Consider the following 16,309-nt stretch of genomic DNA (forward strand, 5'->3'; position numbering starts at 1 on the left):
CCCAGTCATCCGGCGTTCACCGCATCCTTGAACGCCTTGCCCGCTGTGAACTTCACAGTCTTCGCGGCAGGGATCTGAATCTCGGCGCCGGTGGCCGGATTGCGACCCACGCGCGCGGCACGGGCACCTGTTGAAAACGAGCCGAAGCCGATCAGCTGCACGGCGTCGCCTTTCGTGACGGCCGCCGTGATGGCGCCGATCAGCGCACCCAGCGTTTCGGCCGCCACTGCCTTGCTTACGCCGGTCTTCGCGGCAACGGCATCCACCAGTTCCTGCTTGTTCATCGTTTATCCTCTGTTCTGGTTGTGAAGATGATGCCACCCTACCCGACCGATGGGGCTTTGCGCAATATGCGCCAGTCCTACCGGCTTGGCATCTCCAGACAGCTCACCCAACGCCGGCCGCGTCGCTGGGCGTGGCGTTGTCGTTGTCGTTCGAATAAATACGGCGGCGAATCGCAAGGTGGCACACCGCGCCGTGCTGCGCAGCACCGAGAAACGTCACCTGATGCGTTCGATAGCCTATATCACGTGGCCCGGCCTCGCTGCACCGGTATTGGGTGGGTTTATCTCGACCTATTTCAACTGGCGCTGGATCTTTCTGCTAAACGTGCCGATCGTTTTGCCGGGTCTGGCGCTAACCGCCTTATTCATCCGAACTACCGCGAAGCCACCCGCCGTCCCTTCGATGTGCCGGGGTTCGTGCTGAGCGGGTATCGCGCTGACGTGCCTGATGTACGGCATGGTCCTGATCGGGCAACTGCATAGCGACTGGCGCATCACGACCGCCGCGCTGATCTGCGGCTTGGTCGCTGCAGTCCTGGCCATACGGCATTTCGGCCGCGCCGAACATCCCCTGATCGATCTTTCGCCCTGGCGAATTCCGACGTTCCGTTTGACCCTCCACGGCGGCTCGTTATATGTCGTATGGGTCAGTGTCTCACCCTTCCTGTTACCGCTGCTGTTCCAACTGGGCTTCGGGTTGAATGCATTCGCTGCGGGTTTGCCGGTGCTCGCGTACGCGGCCGGCAATCTGGGCATGAAGACTGCCACCACGCCGATCCTCAAACGCTTTGGCTTTCGCAAGGTGATGATCGTCAACGGGGTGCTTACGGCGGTCACAATCGCTTTGTGTAGCCTGCTCTCGCCGGACATGCCTCGCGCGCTGATCATGCTGGTGCTGCTGGCAGGCGCCTTGTGCCGGTCGATGCAGTTCACAAGCATCAACACGCTCGCGTTCGCGGACGTTCCGCCGGCACGAATGAGCTCAGCGAGCACATTCTTCAGTATGGTCCAGCAGATGACAATCGGTCTGGGCATCGCATTTGGTGCGATAGCGCTGCACGCAGCGGTCCTGGATCATGGAAATCACGCCCAGTTCTCACTGGCTGATTTCCGGGTCGCCTTCCTGCTAGTGGCTGTGCTGGTGCTGATCTCGGTCCTCTGCTTTATCGGCATGGACCCGGAGGCGGGCCGGGAGGTAAGTGGCCATACGCGGACCGCATTGCGATAGTGCGGAATTGAACCGAGTGAATTCGCTTGTCCCCATGGGCATAACCGTGAAAGCTAAAGAGAGATTCAGCAAGTTCGGTCTCGCCTTTGGCGCTTGGCCTAATCCTTCCCCGAAAGAACGCGCGGGCGTGGCAACCGGCGTCCGCCACATGCCGCCGATCGTCTGCCCGCGCTGGGGCAGCCTATTCTCGCCCAGGTGTCTCGATTCAGGCCGTGCGTCTGCGTCTTGCCGGCGGGACCGTCCATTCACCGCCCTCCTCCACGTGTTCCGTCAGCTTGTTGATGCAGTCAAAAAGCACTCGCTTTTCCTCCGCTGACAAAACAGACATGAGCTGCTCGTCGAAGATCTCGCCGATCCGATCGCACTTGCGGACAATTGCCTTGCCTTTCCTGGTCAAGTTCAGGTTGATGACGCGTGCATCCGTCGTGCCGGTAGAGCGCGTCAGCAAGCCGCGATTAGCTAGCGTAGTGACCAGCTTCGAAACCAGCGTCTTTTCAAGGTACGTCAGCTCAATCAGCGGACCGAGCGAGATGCCAGGCTGCATATCGACGAAACGCAGCACGCGCAGGTCGCGCAGGGTTACGTCACATTCGGCTTCGTAAAGGCCGGACGCCACACCCTTGGCCAACTCGCTCAGTACATCGAGGCGGAAGTTTAAATGTTCCAGTCTTGGATACGGCGCCTTCGACATGCTGTTCTCCCATTCAGCTACTCTGATTCAGTTGCACACTGCAACTTTTAAAGTTTACGCGTTTCGTGCACGAAACATACCACCGTGCGAAAAACCCATACGTGCTGACAAGCCGGGCGCTTGCCAGACGGCACGAGCGTACCGCAATGCACACGAATGGGGCAAGCACGCACGATGGCCGTGCGGCAAGCGAATGGACGCTGATTAACCCCTCGCCCCCTCGTCAATCGCCTTGAGCACCAAACCGAAAAATTCGTCGGCATGTGCCGGGTTGAGCCAGCGCACCACCACCGCCAGTTCGCGTTCGGGTTCGATCCAGGTGAACGAACCGCCCGCGCCGATTGCGAAGTAGCTGGACGCCGGCGCGCTCGGAAAGACGCTGCGCTCGTGGTTGAGCCAGACCAGGTAGCCATAGAACGGTGCGATCGCACACGGTGTCAACATGCGCTGCAGCCACTCGGTGGAGACTATCTGCCGGCCGTTGACGCTGCCCTGACCCAGCAACAGGTGGGCCACCTTGATCTGGTCCTGAGCACTGATCGACAGGCCGCCACCCCAATGCGTGCCGCCCGGAACCGACTGCACGCGCTGCCCGCCCACCTCCACCCAGGCATTGTCGTAACCGACCCATTGCCAGTTCTCACTCGCGTCGAGTGGCCGCATGATCGCTTCGCGAAACACCTCTGGCAACGGGCGGCCGAACAGGTGCAGCAGCGCCAGCGAAAACTGGTTGATGCGCACGTCGTTGTATTCCCAGTAGGCACCGGGAGCGTGTAACGACCGCCGCTCCCCCTTCTTCCCATCGGGCTCCTTGCCGAATTTCACGTATCGGTAGTGGTCGGCCTCGTCGGGCAAGCCGAAACACACGCCTTGCCATTCGCTCGTCTGCTGCAGCAGATGCGCCCAGCTCACGCTCGCGTTGTGCTCGTCATCAAAGCCGATACCAGGCACGCGCACATGCACCGGCTCGTCGACATCGGGCATCAGGCCTCGATCGTGCGCAACGCCGGCCAGCAGCGCAAGATAAGTCTTGGCGATGCTAAAGGTCAGGTCGGCACGATCAGGTTCGCCCCACGAAGTTAGCGGCTGGCCAGCCCGCGTGATGACGCCGGACACCGGACCACGCCCATGCACCGGTCCGAGCAACCGGTTCCAGGGTGGCGGGTCGTCCGGATGTACGCCCCATACGCCATCGACCTCGCGGTCCCACGGCGTTTCATGATCGATCGCGAATTGCACAGCATGCTGGAGATTGGCAGGTTGCATGAGGGCCCTTTACCGTGCACAAAACAGCTTGACGAGGTTCACCCAATAATTCGCACCGATCGCAAGCGCGCCATCGTTGAAATCGTAATGCGGATTGTGGAGCGGTGCTGCCGGAGTCGCCTCGTCAACGCCCATCCAGATATACGCGCCGGGCTTCGCGTGCAGCATGAACGCAAAATCTTCCGAGGCCATCGAAGGCACACAACCTCGCCGCACGCTGGTAGTGCCGACGGTCACCGCGGCGGCCGCAGCTGCAAGGTCGGCTTGAACGGCACTGTTGATGGTGGCCGGATACGCGTAGCGATAGTCAAGCGTCGCGTTTGCGCCCAGTGCGCGCGCAATACCCGAGGAGACTTCGCCGATCGACGCGCGGATCCGTTCCTGCACATCGCTCGAAAAACAGCGGACGGTGCCGCGAATGACCGCACGGTCAGGCAATACGTTCCACGCTTCGCCACCATGAATTTGCGTGACGCTAACGACGCCTGATTCCTTCGGGGAAATTCGCCGGCTTATGATCGTCTGCAATGCGGTGACAATCTGGCTGGCACAAACCAGCACGTCGCTTCCCTCCTCCGGCATCGCGGCATGCGAACCCTTGCCGTCGACAACAATCTCGAACGTGTCGAACGATGCCATCATCGGACCATCGTTGATCGCAAACTGTCCGCGCGGGATGCCCGGCCAGTTGTGCAAACCAAACACGGCGTCGCACGCAAATCGCTCGAAGAGTCCGTCTTCGACCATCATCCTGCCGCCGCCCGCTGGCCCTTCTTCTGCTGGCTGAAAAATCACATGCACCGTACCGCGCCAACTGGAGTCGCGGCTCAACGCGACAGCGGCGCCGAGCAGCATTGCAGTATGGCCGTCATGGCCACACGCATGCATCTTGCCTTCATGTTGCGATCGATGCGCGAAGCTATTGGCTTCAGCGATCGGCAGCGCGTCCATGTCGGCGCGCAAGCCGATGGCGGGTCCCGCGCTTCGGGTCATGGTGCCCACTACACCGGTTCGCCCAATGCCGCCATGTACCTCGAAGCCATACTGTCGCAATACGCCGGCGACGAGGTCCGCGGTTGCGACCTCCTCGAACGCAGTTTCCGGACAGGAGTGCAGGGCGTGCCGCCACTTCATCATCAGGTCGATCAGGTCGCTATCCATTGGAATTAATCCCTTTCAGTGGAAAATTAAGGAGACGAAAAAACAGAGAATCGACGAGGCGGTGCGGCAACCGCGCAGATTCAAGTGGGCGAGATTGCTGACAGGCTGGACGTGGCCCATTGCATTACGAGCGCCTGGACGCGCGGGCAAACCACGCGCGGCGCATCGGCCTGAGTGCGGCGATCGCGAGCACAGCGGTACAACTGTCCAATGCGATTGCCGTGCCGAACACCGCGTCCCAACCGCCCGTATGCTCGTGGAGTAGCGCCGCCACCGGTCCGCCCAGGATCGAACCGATACCTTGCGCATAAGACAGGCACGCGTAGTTGACGATCGCATGCTTGCTGCCAAACGTGTCCGTGAGTGTCGAAGGGAACAGCGAAAAAATCTCGCCCCAGCCGAGAAAGACGACGCCCGACAGCAGCACGAACAACAACGGGTCGTGCCGCGACGTGAGCCACAAGGTCATCGCTATCGCTTCCATCCCGAATGCGATCAGCATCGTGTGCTCGCGCCCGATCAGGTCGGAGATCCATCCGAACATGGGCCGCGTCACGCCGTTCGCCACGCGATCAATCGTCAACGCAAGCGGCAACGCCGCGAGGCCGAACACGGTGACTCCCGCCATGCCGAAATCTCGCGTGAAGACTGCCATTTGTGAAGTCACCATCAGGCCGGAGGTTGCCATCATCGACATCATCACAAACATCAGCCAGAACAACGGCGTGCGCAGCATGTTGCCGGGCCGCGTGTCGGGTATGGCGGCCGCGGCTCTCTGCGGCCGCCAGTCCGCCATGTAGCCGGGAGGCGGCAGTCTCATGCCGAGCGCGGCAAGTATTCCGATCACACCGAGGATCACGCCATAGACGACCAGCGTATGCTGATAGCCGTACCTGGCGATGCTATTGGTGATCGGAAATGTCGTGAGCATCGCGCCCATGCCGAAGCCCGCCATCACCACGCCTATCGCAAAACCCCGACGGTCCGGGAACCAGCGTGCCATCAGCCCGATCGTGCCGACCACGACAATACCTACGCCGATCCCCCCGAGAACGCCATAGCAGAGATAAACGGACAGCAGAGATTCCGCGCGGCTCGTCAGTACCCAGCTAAGCCCCGTGATTGCGCCACCCGCGGCCAGCAACCAGCGCGGCCCAAAGCGCTCGATCAAATAGCCCTCGAGCGGCGATAGGAAAGTCTGGCAGACAATGAGGATGGAGAAGGTGACCTGCAGACCCGGCAGCGACACGCCGAGTTGCGCTGTCAGCGGGCGCGTCAGCAACGTCCAGATGTATTGGGGATTGGACGCGACCATCGCGCATACGAGGCCGCACAATAATTGCCACCAGCGGCTGTGTAGTGAAAGGACAAGTGGGGCGCGGGTGCGGGCGCCGAAATTCTGGGTACTCATGCTTCAACTCCGTACGAATAAGTGACACGAAATGACTCAGGCAGCGCGCTTTCCTGAAGACTCGACGCCACGCTCCTGGACAACGCGCTCAGTACATCGAAACGTAAGTTCAGATGACCCAGCCCTGAAAACTGCACCTATCGACGATCTGCCAGTGCATTCGCATCGCGTCGATATAGTTGCAATTTCCAATAATTGTCGTTTGCATGTTAAATCGATTTGCACGAAGCGTGCCACGTCCGTGCAAACCCCGTGTTCATGGACAAATCGGGCGTTTTTCATACCGCGATGCAACCGCGGCCATGCGCAGAAACCATGCGCGGTGCGCGCGAGAAAGGTGCACTGCGCGACGCGATATCACCGTTGCACCGATTTCGGGCGAAACATTGGCATGCGTCGCACCCGTACGGATGCGACGATCTCAAGGAGCGATTTAGATGTGACGATGCAATCTGCCGAAACACCCGACTCGGTTTCGTCGCGGTGCGCAATATGTCGTTCTCGACGCTCGCCGATGATGGAGAACGCCGCTGGTTCGTGTGAGCTGCCTTTGTTGCGTCATCGGTGTGACAGCCGCGTAGGCTGTTGCGTCAGGCAGCACGCCACGCTTGGGAAATGGCTCGGCTTGCGGTGCCGATAAGGGACTAAAAGAGAAACACGACACGCCGCCGCGGCATGTCTGGTACGTTAGTCCTCAAGATGCCGGGTTATCGCAGCGGAAATAAACGCGGCATCGTCCAGATTGGCTGTCGGCAGCCCGGCGCGATGGCCCCATATCGACGAAATGGGAACGAGCCTGGCGTTGCGCATTTGCGCGACCTCGAGACGGTTGTCTTCCACCTGAAAATACAGATCGGTTTCGCTAGGCATGATCAAAGCCTTTGCCGTAATCGCCTTCAGCGCTGCGTGAAAATCACCGTTGTATTTGGAATTGGCCGCGATGTTCGCATGCTGCCATGTCCATAAGTGAGCCAGCAGGTTGTTGCCGTCGCGCTTCAGGAAATTCGCTTCCCAAGACATCACGAGATAATCTTCGAGCGAGGAAAAGCCGGCCTGGCGCCACACCTCGTCACGATAAAACGTCTGCGACATCGCCATGGCAGCGTAGTTGCGACCCATGGCCCGCAGACCGCGCTCGGGACGCTCAACGAACGTTCCGTTTTGAAAACCCGGATCAGTCGTCAGGGTCGCGCGCACGCCCTCGATGAACACCTGATTGTGCGGCGACGTCTTTGCCGCGCCGCAGAGCACGACCAGCCGCCTGACCATCTCCGGATACATTGCCGCCCATTGATACGCCTGTAAGCCGCCCATCGACCACCCGCACGCTAATTGCAATACGTCGATGCCGAGTTCTTGCGTCAGGAGTTGGTGTTGAATCGCGACGTTATCGGCGATCGTAAAATTCGGCCAACGGCTTCCGCTAAAGGGCTCGGTTGCGTTGCTGGGCGAGGACGACAGTCCATTGCCGAACAGGTTCGGAATAACGACGAAGTACTTGTCGGTGTCTAGCGCCTTGCCCGGACCGACCATCCACTCGATGTCATAGTGATGCGCGGAAAATGACGTCATGTATAGAATGACATTCGATTTTTCTGCGTTCAACTTTCCGTAGGTTTGATAGGCGAGCTTGGCATCTCTGAAGGTGATACCGGATTGCAACACCACGTTTCCGGCGTTGAATACAAAATAGTCTTCCATGTGTAGGGATCTCGATTGGTGAAATGTGACGAGTGGGTAATAGAAAAGTCAGATAGAAGGTGTCGATGCGCTGCGGCGGCCTGAAGCTGCAACAGGTCCTGTCGATGCGCAAGTCAGCCACCCTCCGAGGCCGTCCGCCCCGGCTCGAAAGGCTGCCCCTTGGCGCCAAGCCGCATTCCCGCAGGAAGCTTGCTCCACGGCAGTTGCTCAAGCCGCATGGGCATTGAACCAGGCGCTGCGCAGACGATAATCTCAGCCGCGATCGGTGCGAAGTCGGCGCGGAAATGTACCGCGCTCTTGACGACCAGGATCGCCTGCGTGGCGGGCTCGATGCCGACGAGGCGAAACAGCGCCTGGTCGGCCATCTGCACCTTGAACGAGGCCACGACGATTCGCACGCCGCCGCGCCTCAGGCAGGCGGCCGGCCCGACATCCAGGTGAAAGCCGGCATAGTACGGGCCGGTCGCGTCAATCTTGCCTTCCGAGATCGCTTCGATCAGGAACTCGTCTTCGTAAGGCGCGTCGCCGGGGATGCCGGAATGACCACCCAGTGACAGCCGGATCGTCTCGCCGACACGCCGCTCGTGAATCGCTTCGGCGGCCGCCGGATCGACGATCAGGCCGATCGCAGCCTGCTGCGCGTCCTGCCTGATCAGCGCCCGCAGTACCCCGGTGGTGTCCGAATTCGCGCCGGCACCCGGATTGTCCTGTCCGTCTGCGACGATGATCGGACGCCTGCCGGCGCGGCTCTGTTCGATCGCGTAACGGACTGCATCGTCGGGTGAATACAGCGTACCGGCGAATTCGGCTTCAGCGTCGTTCGCCGCCCGCGTCAACTCGTCGACCGCCGCTTCGGCAACGGCGGGATCGTTCGCATAAGCCCAGATCACCGGCGAGCATTCGGGAAAATCGGCCGCCGGGAAACCGGTCGCGAACGACAGGTCGGCACTATCCGCCGCTTCGATCTCCTCCAGCAACGCATAAAGACGCGCGGCCGGCTGCATGTCGGTGCACTGCCAGCAGATCGGCACGAGGAACGGCAGCCGGCGGAATGCGAGCGCGGCACGCGAACCGCTTGACCAGCGCTTTTCCAGAAGCGCAAATGCGCGCTTCCCGGTGCGCGCCATGTCGACGTGCGGATAGGTACGGTATGCGACCAGTGCGTCTGCCCTGTCGAGCATCTGCGCCGTCACGTTTCCGTGCAGATCGAGACTGCCCACCACCGGCACAGCCTCACCAACGAGCGCACGCACGCGCCGCAACAGTTCGCCCTCGCCGTCGTCGAAATGAGTCGTGACCATCGCGCCGTGCAGGTCCAGGTAGACCGCGTCGACCGGCAGCGCTGCCTCGATGCCGGCCAGGATCTCACCGGCGATATGTTCGTAGGCTGCCTCGGTGACGTGCGCTGACGGGCTAGCCGCGCACCACAGGGTTGGCAGCAGCGTATGGCCCGCGCTTCGTGCTGCATCGACAAAACCGGCGGCGGGAATATTTCTGCCCGCAATCGCTTCGAATACCGCGTCGCCGCGCACCAGCCCCGGCCAGCCGCCTCCGCGCTCGAACGCGAGCAGGTCCGCTTGAGTCGGTGCGAAAGTATTCGTCTCGTGCTGGAAGCCACAGAAGACGATTCGCTTAGGTGTGTGCATTGCTGTCTCTTTGAAAATATCGCCGGTATCGGGTCAACGCCATGACTGACCGGAACCTCGGGAAATCACTGTGATGAGAGGGGCACGCATCAAGCCGCGCCGAACGCAAAGCCACGTCCTGGCGCCGCCGCCAGCAAAGCCTGCGTATACTCGTGGCGCGGCGCGAGGAACACCTCCTCGATCGCGCCTTCCTCGACAATCTCGCCGCGCCGCATCACGATGACCCGATCGCAGATCTGGCTGGCCACTCGCAGATCGTGTGTAATGAACAGAATGCCGATCCGCAGCCGCTGCTGAATGTCGTCCAGTAGCTCGAGGATTTGCGCCTGGACCGAGACGTCGAGTGCGGACACCGCCTCGTCGGCGATCAATACTTGTGGCTCGCAGGCCAGCGCCCGCGCGATCGAGATCCGTTGCCGCTGGCCGCCAGAGAATTCGCTAGGGTAGCGGTTCAGCGCATCGGGCCTGAGCCGTACCAGCGTCATCAGTTCTTCTGCACGTTGCCACGCCTGAGCGTATGGCACGCCGAAATTCAACGGCCCTTCGACGATTGAAGCCCCCACTGTCTGGCGCGGATCCAGCGACCGGTAGGGATCCTGGAACACGACCTGTACGCCGCGCCGGAACGGATATAACGCGCGGCCGCGCGCTTTGGCCACCGATCGACCGTCGGCGAAAATATCGCCGGCGGTCGGCTCGATGAGCCGCGCAATGCAACGCGCAACAGTCGATTTTCCCGAACCGGATTCGCCCACAATTCCGACCGTTTCGCCCGGATGCACCGTCAGCGAGACATCAGTGGCCGCCCGCACCTTGCGCTTGCGGCCCGGCCAGGAACCCGTCACATACGTCTTCCCAATCCCACGCGCGTCGAGCAGTGGATAGGCCTTCTCCACCGGCGGACGCATGCGCGGCACCAGCGCGGGGACGGCTGCCAGCAACATGCGGGTATAGGGCTCGCGCGGCTGCTGCAATACTTGCAACTTGGCGCCCTGCTCGACCATGTCGCCCAACCGCAATACCACGACACGATCAGCGATCTCGGCTACAACACCGAAATCATGCGTGATGAACAGCACGGCAGTTCCACTCTCAGTCTGCAATTCACGAATCAGCTTGAGGATCTCGGCCTGGGTCGTGACGTCGAGCGCGGTGGTGGGCTCGTCGCAGATCAGCAGCGACGGCTTCAGGATCAGCGCCATGGCGATCACGATGCGCTGACGCTGTCCGCCCGACAACTGATGCGGATAAGACGCGTAGATACGCTCCGGTTCCGGCAGCCTGACGTGGGCGAAGATCTCGAGTATGCGCCGACGCCTCTCGCCGACGCCGGCACGACTATGCTGTGCCAGCATCTCGTCGACCTGCGCGCCGCACGTCATGATCGGATTGAGGGCCGTCATCGGTTCCTGGAAAACCATCGCCATTTTTTCACCGCGCAATTGGCGTATGCGGGCCGGACTAGCTGTCAGCACGTCCTCGCCGAGCAGCTCGATGCTGCCGTCTACCGCCTTGAGCGTTGGCGGCAGCAAACCCATCACTGCCTGTGCGATCACCGATTTGCCCGAGCCGGACTCGCCCAGCAGGCAGACAATCTCCCCCTGCCGCACGTCGAGCGAGACATGCCGGATTGCATGGGGCCGGTCGGCACCAGCCGGCAGAGAAATGGTGAGGTTATTCACGGCGAGGACGCTCGTGGCCGGCTCGGCCGCGGAGGGTGCTGCCATTTTGAAGTCGAAATCGCGCATCGCGTCAGCTCCCCCGTTTGTTGAATTTCGGATCGAGCGTGTCACGCAATCCGTCGCCCAGGATGTTGACCGCCAGCACCGTCAGCGCCAGGAAAACACCTGGGAACAGCACGGTCTGAGGATATTGGTTGAACTGCATGCGCCCGTCGGCCATGACGTTGCCCCACGTCGGAATATCCGGCGGCAGGCCAACGCCGAGAAACGACAGGATCGCTTCCACCAGGATCGCCGACGCGCACACGTAGGTGCCCTGCACGATCAGCGGTGCGATTGCATTCGGCAAAATATGACGCCACAGAATCTTGACGGTCGGCGTGGCCAACGAAATGGCGGCCTCGATGTAGGGTTCCTCGCGAATGGTCAGCACGATCGAGCGCACCAACCGCGCGACGCGCGGAATTTCGGGAATCGTGATCGCGACAATCACCGTGACCAGCGTCGGCCGCCAGAGCGCCATCAGCGTAATCGCGAACAGGATGCTGGGAATCGCCATCAAGCTGTCCATGGCGCGCATGATGACGTCGTCGAGGCGGCGAAAATATCCCGCCGCCACGCCGACCAGTGCGCCGAAGGTGAGCGCCAGCAGTGCCACCGAGATGCCGACCGACAGCGACACGCGCGCCCCATATACCACCCGGCTCCAGGTATCCCGGCCGAGACTGTCAGTGCCCATCAGGAAGAAGTGCTGGAACGTCGCGCCTGACAGATCACTGAATTCGGCCCTCACGCCCGGCGCAAGGTTGGCGCTCGCGGGATCCATCGCGGTCGGATCGATCGTGCCAAGCCACGGTGCGGCGACGGCTACGAAGAGCAGAAGCACCAGTGCCCCGCATCCCAGGCGCACCGACCAGTTCCGCAGCACGCGGCGCCACAACGGTGTGCGGGAGCGAATGGCCGGCGCCACCTCCAGGTTGGCAAGCATGGCGCCCGGCGCGGCAAGGGTCATCGGATCGTGATCGTCGCTCATGTCCAGTCGTCCTTTCACTCAATAGCGGATACGCGGGTCGAGCAGCAGATAGCTCATGTCGACCAGCAGGTTGATAAGCACGTAAACAAAGGAAAAGAACAGCGTGATGCCTTGCACCAGCGGGAAGTCGCGCGCCAGTACAGCATCGACCGTTAGTTGCCCGAGCCCGGGGATCGCGTAGACGGTTTCGGTGACCACCACGCCGCCGATCAGCAAGCCGATGCCGATGCCGATCACCGTGACGATCGGTACCGCGGCATTGGCCAGCGCATGGCGAATCAGCACGCGTGCTTCGGAGATACCCTTGGCGCGGGCGGTGCGGATGTAGTCTTCGGTCAACGCCTCGGCAACCGCAGCGCGCGTAACGCGGGCAATCAGCGCAAGGTAGACGATGGACAGCGTAATGGCGGGCAGGATCAGGTGCGTGAGCCACGGACCGATACCCGCGCTCAGTGGTGCGTATCCCTGCACCGGTAACAGCTTCGCATGCAAGGCGACCGCCCATATGAGGATATAGCCGACCACGAACGACGGCACCGAGAATCCCATCACGGAAACTCCCATCAACATCCGGTCCAGCCAGCCTCCGTGCCGCGAGGCCGCGATCACGCCGAGCGGCACCGCGAGCAGGAGCGTCATCACCAGTGTCAGGACGGACAACGACACGGTCGGTGCGATGCGTTGCGCAATCAATCGGGTTACCGGCTGTTTCATGTAGTACGAATCGCCGAGGTTGCCCTGCAGCAATTGCCCAGTCCATTTAACGAACTGCACTGGCAGCGGCCGGTCGAGTCCGAGGCTCGCGTGGATCCGCGCGATGTCCGCGCTAGTGCCGTTGTCACCGACGAGCGCCGCAGCCGGATCGCCCGGCGTCAGGCGCAGAATCATGAACACGATAAGGGCGACAATGACCAGCACTGGCGCCGTCGACAGTACGCGTCGGAAAAGAAAGAAAGCCATGTCGGTTACGCTCCAAGCCGGTTGACAGATGGACAGGTTTGCGTTGCCATGCGAGAGGGCGGCCGGCCGGCGAACGGCCAGCCACCGACACCGGTTAGCTCTTGCGAATGTTCCAGAACACGTTGACCTGAGCCGGGACGACGCCGCTGACCACGCCCTTGCGGATCACCGAATAGAAATCGAAGTCGCCCAACGGTGCCAGAATCCCGCTCTGGTACGTTTCCAGCTGGATCGCCGCAGCAATCTTCTTGCGCTGCGCAGGATCGCTGGCGACAAGGTAATCGCTCTTGAGCTGCTCGATCTTGTCGTCAGTCGCCCAGCCGAACCAGCCCTTGTCGCCATTGCCCGTCAGCGGCGTGAAGAACAACGGATTCATGGTGTCGCCGGGCGCCCATCCGGTAATGAACAGGTTCCAGCCACCCTTGTCGGCCGGCGCCTTGCTGGTTCGGCGCGTGACGAGCGTCGACCAGTCCATTGCCTGAAGGTCGACATTGAACCCGGCCTGCTTCAACAGTTGCGCCATGACTGGCGGAAACTTGTTCAGTACTGCGTAGTCCGACGGATACATCAACACCACCGGCTTGCCGTCGTAGCCCGCCTCCTTCAACAGATTGCGGGCCGCCGCGAACTGGGGCTTGCCAGTGAAGTAGGCGGTCTCGCTCGACGCCAACGGCGAATCGCAGGGGTAAATCGAGGAACACGTCCGGTACAGATCCTTGTTTACCAGTTGCGCGCGCATCAACGCTTCCTGGTTGATCGCCATGATTGCCGCCTGGGCGATCTTCGGGTTGTTGAACGGCGGCACCAGATGATTCAGGTGCAGGTCGAAGAGCCCGGCCGGCGTCGGCTTCACCAGCTCCAGCTTGGGATTGTTCTTGAACGCGGCGTATTGTTCAGCGGGCATCCATTCGATCATGTCCACTTCGCCGTTCGCAATCGCATTGGCCTGCGTCTGTGCGTCCTTAAGCACGATCCATTCGACCCGGTCGACATAGACATGCTTGCCGCCTGCGGTCCCGGAAGCCGGCTCCGGTCGCGGCACATAATTCGGGTTCTTGATGTATACGATCTTCGCGCCCGGGCGGTACTCGTCCTGTTTGAAGATGTAGGGGCCCGAACCGGTGTAGTCAGAGATCTGCTGGTCCGCCGGCGTATCGGCGACCCGCTTCGGCATGATGAACGGGGCGCTGCCCGACGGCTTGCCGAGCGCGTCCAGGACCATTGGGAAGGGTTGCTTGAAGGTCATGCGGAAAGACTTGGCGTCGACCGCATCGAACGACTGCAGGGCCGCGAACATTCTCTCACCAAACACGTCGCGCTTGCCCCAGCGCGTGATCGACGCGATAACGTCGGTTGAGGTGACCGGCTTGCCGTCGCTGAATGCGAGCCCCTTGCGTAGCGTGAACGTCCAGGTCTTGCCGTCCGGCGAGGTCGTATATGTGTCCACCATCTCCGGTTGTACTACGCCCTTGGCATCCACGCCGAACAGTGTGTCGTAGATCATGTAGCCGTGATCGCGCGTGATGAATGCCGTGGTCCAGATCGGATCGAGGATCTTCAGATCGGCTTGCGGCACGACTCGTAACACCTTGGATGCATCCTGCGCACACACCATCGTCGCAGCGCTCGCAATCAGCGCCCCAGCTACGCATCGAGTAAACAATCGCTTCAACATGCTTCACTCCAATAGGAAGAAATGACACAAAATGAATTCAGGCCGTGCTTGCGTCGTATTAGCGGCCGTGTCCACTCGCCACTCTCTTCGACGTGTTCAGTAAGCTCGTTGATACAGTGGCACGCCTTCGGATATCCAGACTGAAGTTCAGATGTTCCAATTTCGGATATGCGCCTGCGACAGGCTGATCTCCGATTCCACTGCGCCACGTTAATTGCAACTTGCAACAATTGAAATTTACATGCTTATAGGCACGAAGCGTGCCATCATGCGGTAACTCCAGTACGTGTGGGCAAGCGGGCGCTTGCTCAGCCGGCAAGAGCACAGCGCGATGCGCGGGACTTGTGCAAGTGCGCGCGAGGAAGGTGCATCACGCAGTGCAAGTTCGGTGCCGCACCGATTCCGGGCGCGATAACGGCGCTCCTCGTCGGTAGCGAGTCTTTGCACGCATTTGAGCTACGGTTCAAGCTGATATTTTCCAAACACTCGAAAGGAATACTTCGATGAACTATCCGAGCATCGCTGTCGGGGCATTGGGCGGCACGATATGTATGACCGCCGACAATGCCGACGCTGGCGCGTTGCCACGTCTTTCCGCGCAACAATTGGTGGCCGCGGTCCCCGGTCTGGCTGATATCGCGCAGATTCACGCCGAGACGCTCTTGCAGTTACCCAGCCCTTCGCTGAACTTTGCGCATGTGCTGGACAGTCTGGCGTGGGCAGAGCGCATGGTGGCTGCCGGCGCCGCCGGGATCGTCCTGACCCAAGGAACCGACACGCTCGAGGAAACCGCCTTCCTGCTCGATCTTCTGTGGACGCATCCTCAACCTCTGGTGGTCACAGGCGCAATGCGCACGCCGCTGGCCGTAGGCGCGGATGGGCCCGCCAATATTCTTGCCGCGGTGGCCTGCGCCGCGCACGGCGCCAGTCGCGGGCGCGGTGTAGCCGTAGTCATGAACAACACGATCCATGAGGCGCGCTGGGTGCGTAAAGCGAACTCGATGTCCGTCGAAACCTTCGAGTCGCCAGTCGTAGGACCAGCTGGCATGGTGCTCGAAGGTATGCCCCAGTATTTCCGTCCACCGTCAAAGCGTTATTCCCAGCGCTTTTCCACGCCCGACCTGTCGGCTCGAGTGGCGCTCGTCGAGACATGTCTGGGTGAGACGGGTGAGATGCTCGACGCGGTCGCCCACGCGGGATATCAGGGGATCGTCATCGCGGCCTACGGTGCCGGGCATGTTTCGGATGACGAAGCACAGCGCATCGAAGCGCTGGCGCCGCGGCTGCCGATCGTCATCTCCAGCCGCACGGGATCGGGATCGACGGCGGCGCGCACCTATGGATTCTCTGGCTCAGAAATCGACCTGGCCCGCCGTGGCGCGTTGTTTTCAGGGTGGCTCGGGCCGCGCAAGGCGCGCCTGCTTCTCTGGCTGCTGGTCGCGACGGGCGCGCCGCGCAACGCATACGCCGCTGCGTTCGAATTCTGGAAGCGCGTTGACGATGCCGGCTAGACGCGCGGCGCAATGCCCATTGCCAGCCGGTTCGACCGACGTGTTCCGGGTTGCGGTTCA

General features: G+C 61.3%; 14 protein-coding genes. 3 read left to right on the top strand and 11 right to left on the bottom strand.

Annotated elements, in window-relative coordinates; genetic code table 11:
• Positions 1-5 precede the first annotated feature (5 nt).
• Positions 6-284, bottom strand: a complete 279-nt coding sequence (locus tag PQR32_RS07085) for an HU family DNA-binding protein (RefSeq protein WP_408223593.1) — start codon at positions 282-284, stop codon at positions 6-8.
• 448 nt (positions 285-732) lie between these two features.
• Between PQR32_RS07085 and PQR32_RS07090 the strand changes: the two genes are divergently transcribed.
• Entirely contained in the window at positions 733-1,512 is a 780-nt protein-coding gene (locus PQR32_RS07090) for an MFS transporter (protein WP_408223596.1), read from the top strand.
• Between the two features lie 205 nt (positions 1,513-1,717).
• Here the strand turns inward: PQR32_RS07090 and PQR32_RS07095 are convergent, their stop codons facing one another.
• The 4 genes from PQR32_RS07095 to oxlT form a co-directional block, all read right to left on the bottom strand.
• A complete protein-coding gene (locus tag PQR32_RS07095; protein ID WP_408223599.1) occupies positions 1,718-2,203 on the bottom strand; it encodes a MarR family winged helix-turn-helix transcriptional regulator in 486 nt (161 codons plus the stop codon).
• 204 nt (positions 2,204-2,407) lie between these two features.
• Complete coding sequence (locus PQR32_RS07100) at positions 2,408-3,469, bottom strand: serine hydrolase domain-containing protein (protein WP_408223602.1); 1,062 nt, start codon at positions 3,467-3,469, stop codon at positions 2,408-2,410.
• Positions 3,470-3,478: 9 nt separating this feature from the next.
• Complete coding sequence (locus tag PQR32_RS07105) at positions 3,479-4,630, bottom strand: M20 aminoacylase family protein (RefSeq protein ID WP_408223605.1); 1,152 nt, start codon at positions 4,628-4,630, stop codon at positions 3,479-3,481.
• A 124-nt stretch (positions 4,631-4,754) separates the two neighbouring features.
• Positions 4,755-6,041 (bottom strand): oxalate/formate MFS antiporter, encoded by a 1,287-nt coding sequence (oxlT, locus tag PQR32_RS07110; protein ID WP_408223608.1) that lies wholly within the window; start codon positions 6,039-6,041, stop codon positions 4,755-4,757.
• A gap of 258 nt (positions 6,042-6,299) precedes the next feature.
• Between oxlT and PQR32_RS07115 the strand changes: the two genes are divergently transcribed.
• Complete coding sequence (locus PQR32_RS07115; RefSeq protein ID WP_408223611.1) at positions 6,300-6,584, top strand: hypothetical protein; 285 nt, start codon at positions 6,300-6,302, stop codon at positions 6,582-6,584.
• Positions 6,585-6,728: 144 nt separating this feature from the next.
• Here PQR32_RS07115 and PQR32_RS07120 read toward each other — a convergent pair whose 3' ends face one another.
• The 6 genes from PQR32_RS07120 to PQR32_RS07145 all read right to left on the bottom strand — a co-directional run bounded on the left by PQR32_RS07120 (position 6,729) and on the right by PQR32_RS07145 (position 14,738).
• A complete protein-coding gene (locus tag PQR32_RS07120) occupies positions 6,729-7,742 on the bottom strand; it encodes an alpha/beta fold hydrolase (protein ID WP_408223614.1) in 1,014 nt (337 codons plus the stop codon).
• Positions 7,743-7,855: 113 nt separating this feature from the next.
• On the bottom strand, positions 7,856-9,388 hold the full coding sequence (locus PQR32_RS07125) for a M81 family metallopeptidase (RefSeq protein ID WP_408223617.1): 1,533 nt from the start codon (positions 9,386-9,388) through the stop codon (positions 7,856-7,858).
• A gap of 89 nt (positions 9,389-9,477) precedes the next feature.
• The gene (locus PQR32_RS07130) at positions 9,478-11,115 is read right to left on the bottom strand and encodes a dipeptide ABC transporter ATP-binding protein (protein ID WP_408223620.1); all 1,638 of its coding nucleotides are present in this window, start codon (positions 11,113-11,115) and stop codon (positions 9,478-9,480) included.
• Positions 11,116-11,140: 25 nt separating this feature from the next.
• Complete coding sequence (locus PQR32_RS07135) at positions 11,141-12,103, bottom strand: ABC transporter permease (RefSeq protein WP_408223623.1); 963 nt, start codon at positions 12,101-12,103, stop codon at positions 11,141-11,143.
• 18 nt (positions 12,104-12,121) lie between these two features.
• Complete coding sequence (locus PQR32_RS07140) at positions 12,122-13,063, bottom strand: ABC transporter permease (RefSeq protein ID WP_408223626.1); 942 nt, start codon at positions 13,061-13,063, stop codon at positions 12,122-12,124.
• Between the two features lie 94 nt (positions 13,064-13,157).
• Entirely contained in the window at positions 13,158-14,738 is a 1,581-nt protein-coding gene (locus PQR32_RS07145) for an ABC transporter substrate-binding protein (protein ID WP_408223629.1), read from the bottom strand.
• Positions 14,739-15,241: 503 nt separating this feature from the next.
• On the opposite strand from PQR32_RS07145, the gene PQR32_RS07150 reads away from it, so the two are divergent.
• Complete coding sequence (locus tag PQR32_RS07150) at positions 15,242-16,249, top strand: asparaginase (protein WP_408223632.1); 1,008 nt, start codon at positions 15,242-15,244, stop codon at positions 16,247-16,249.
• Positions 16,250-16,309: the final 60 nt, after the last annotated feature.

The organism is Paraburkholderia dipogonis (assembly GCF_046027395.1).
GTDB classification, from domain to species: Bacteria; Pseudomonadota; Gammaproteobacteria; order Burkholderiales; family Burkholderiaceae; genus Paraburkholderia; species Paraburkholderia dipogonis_A.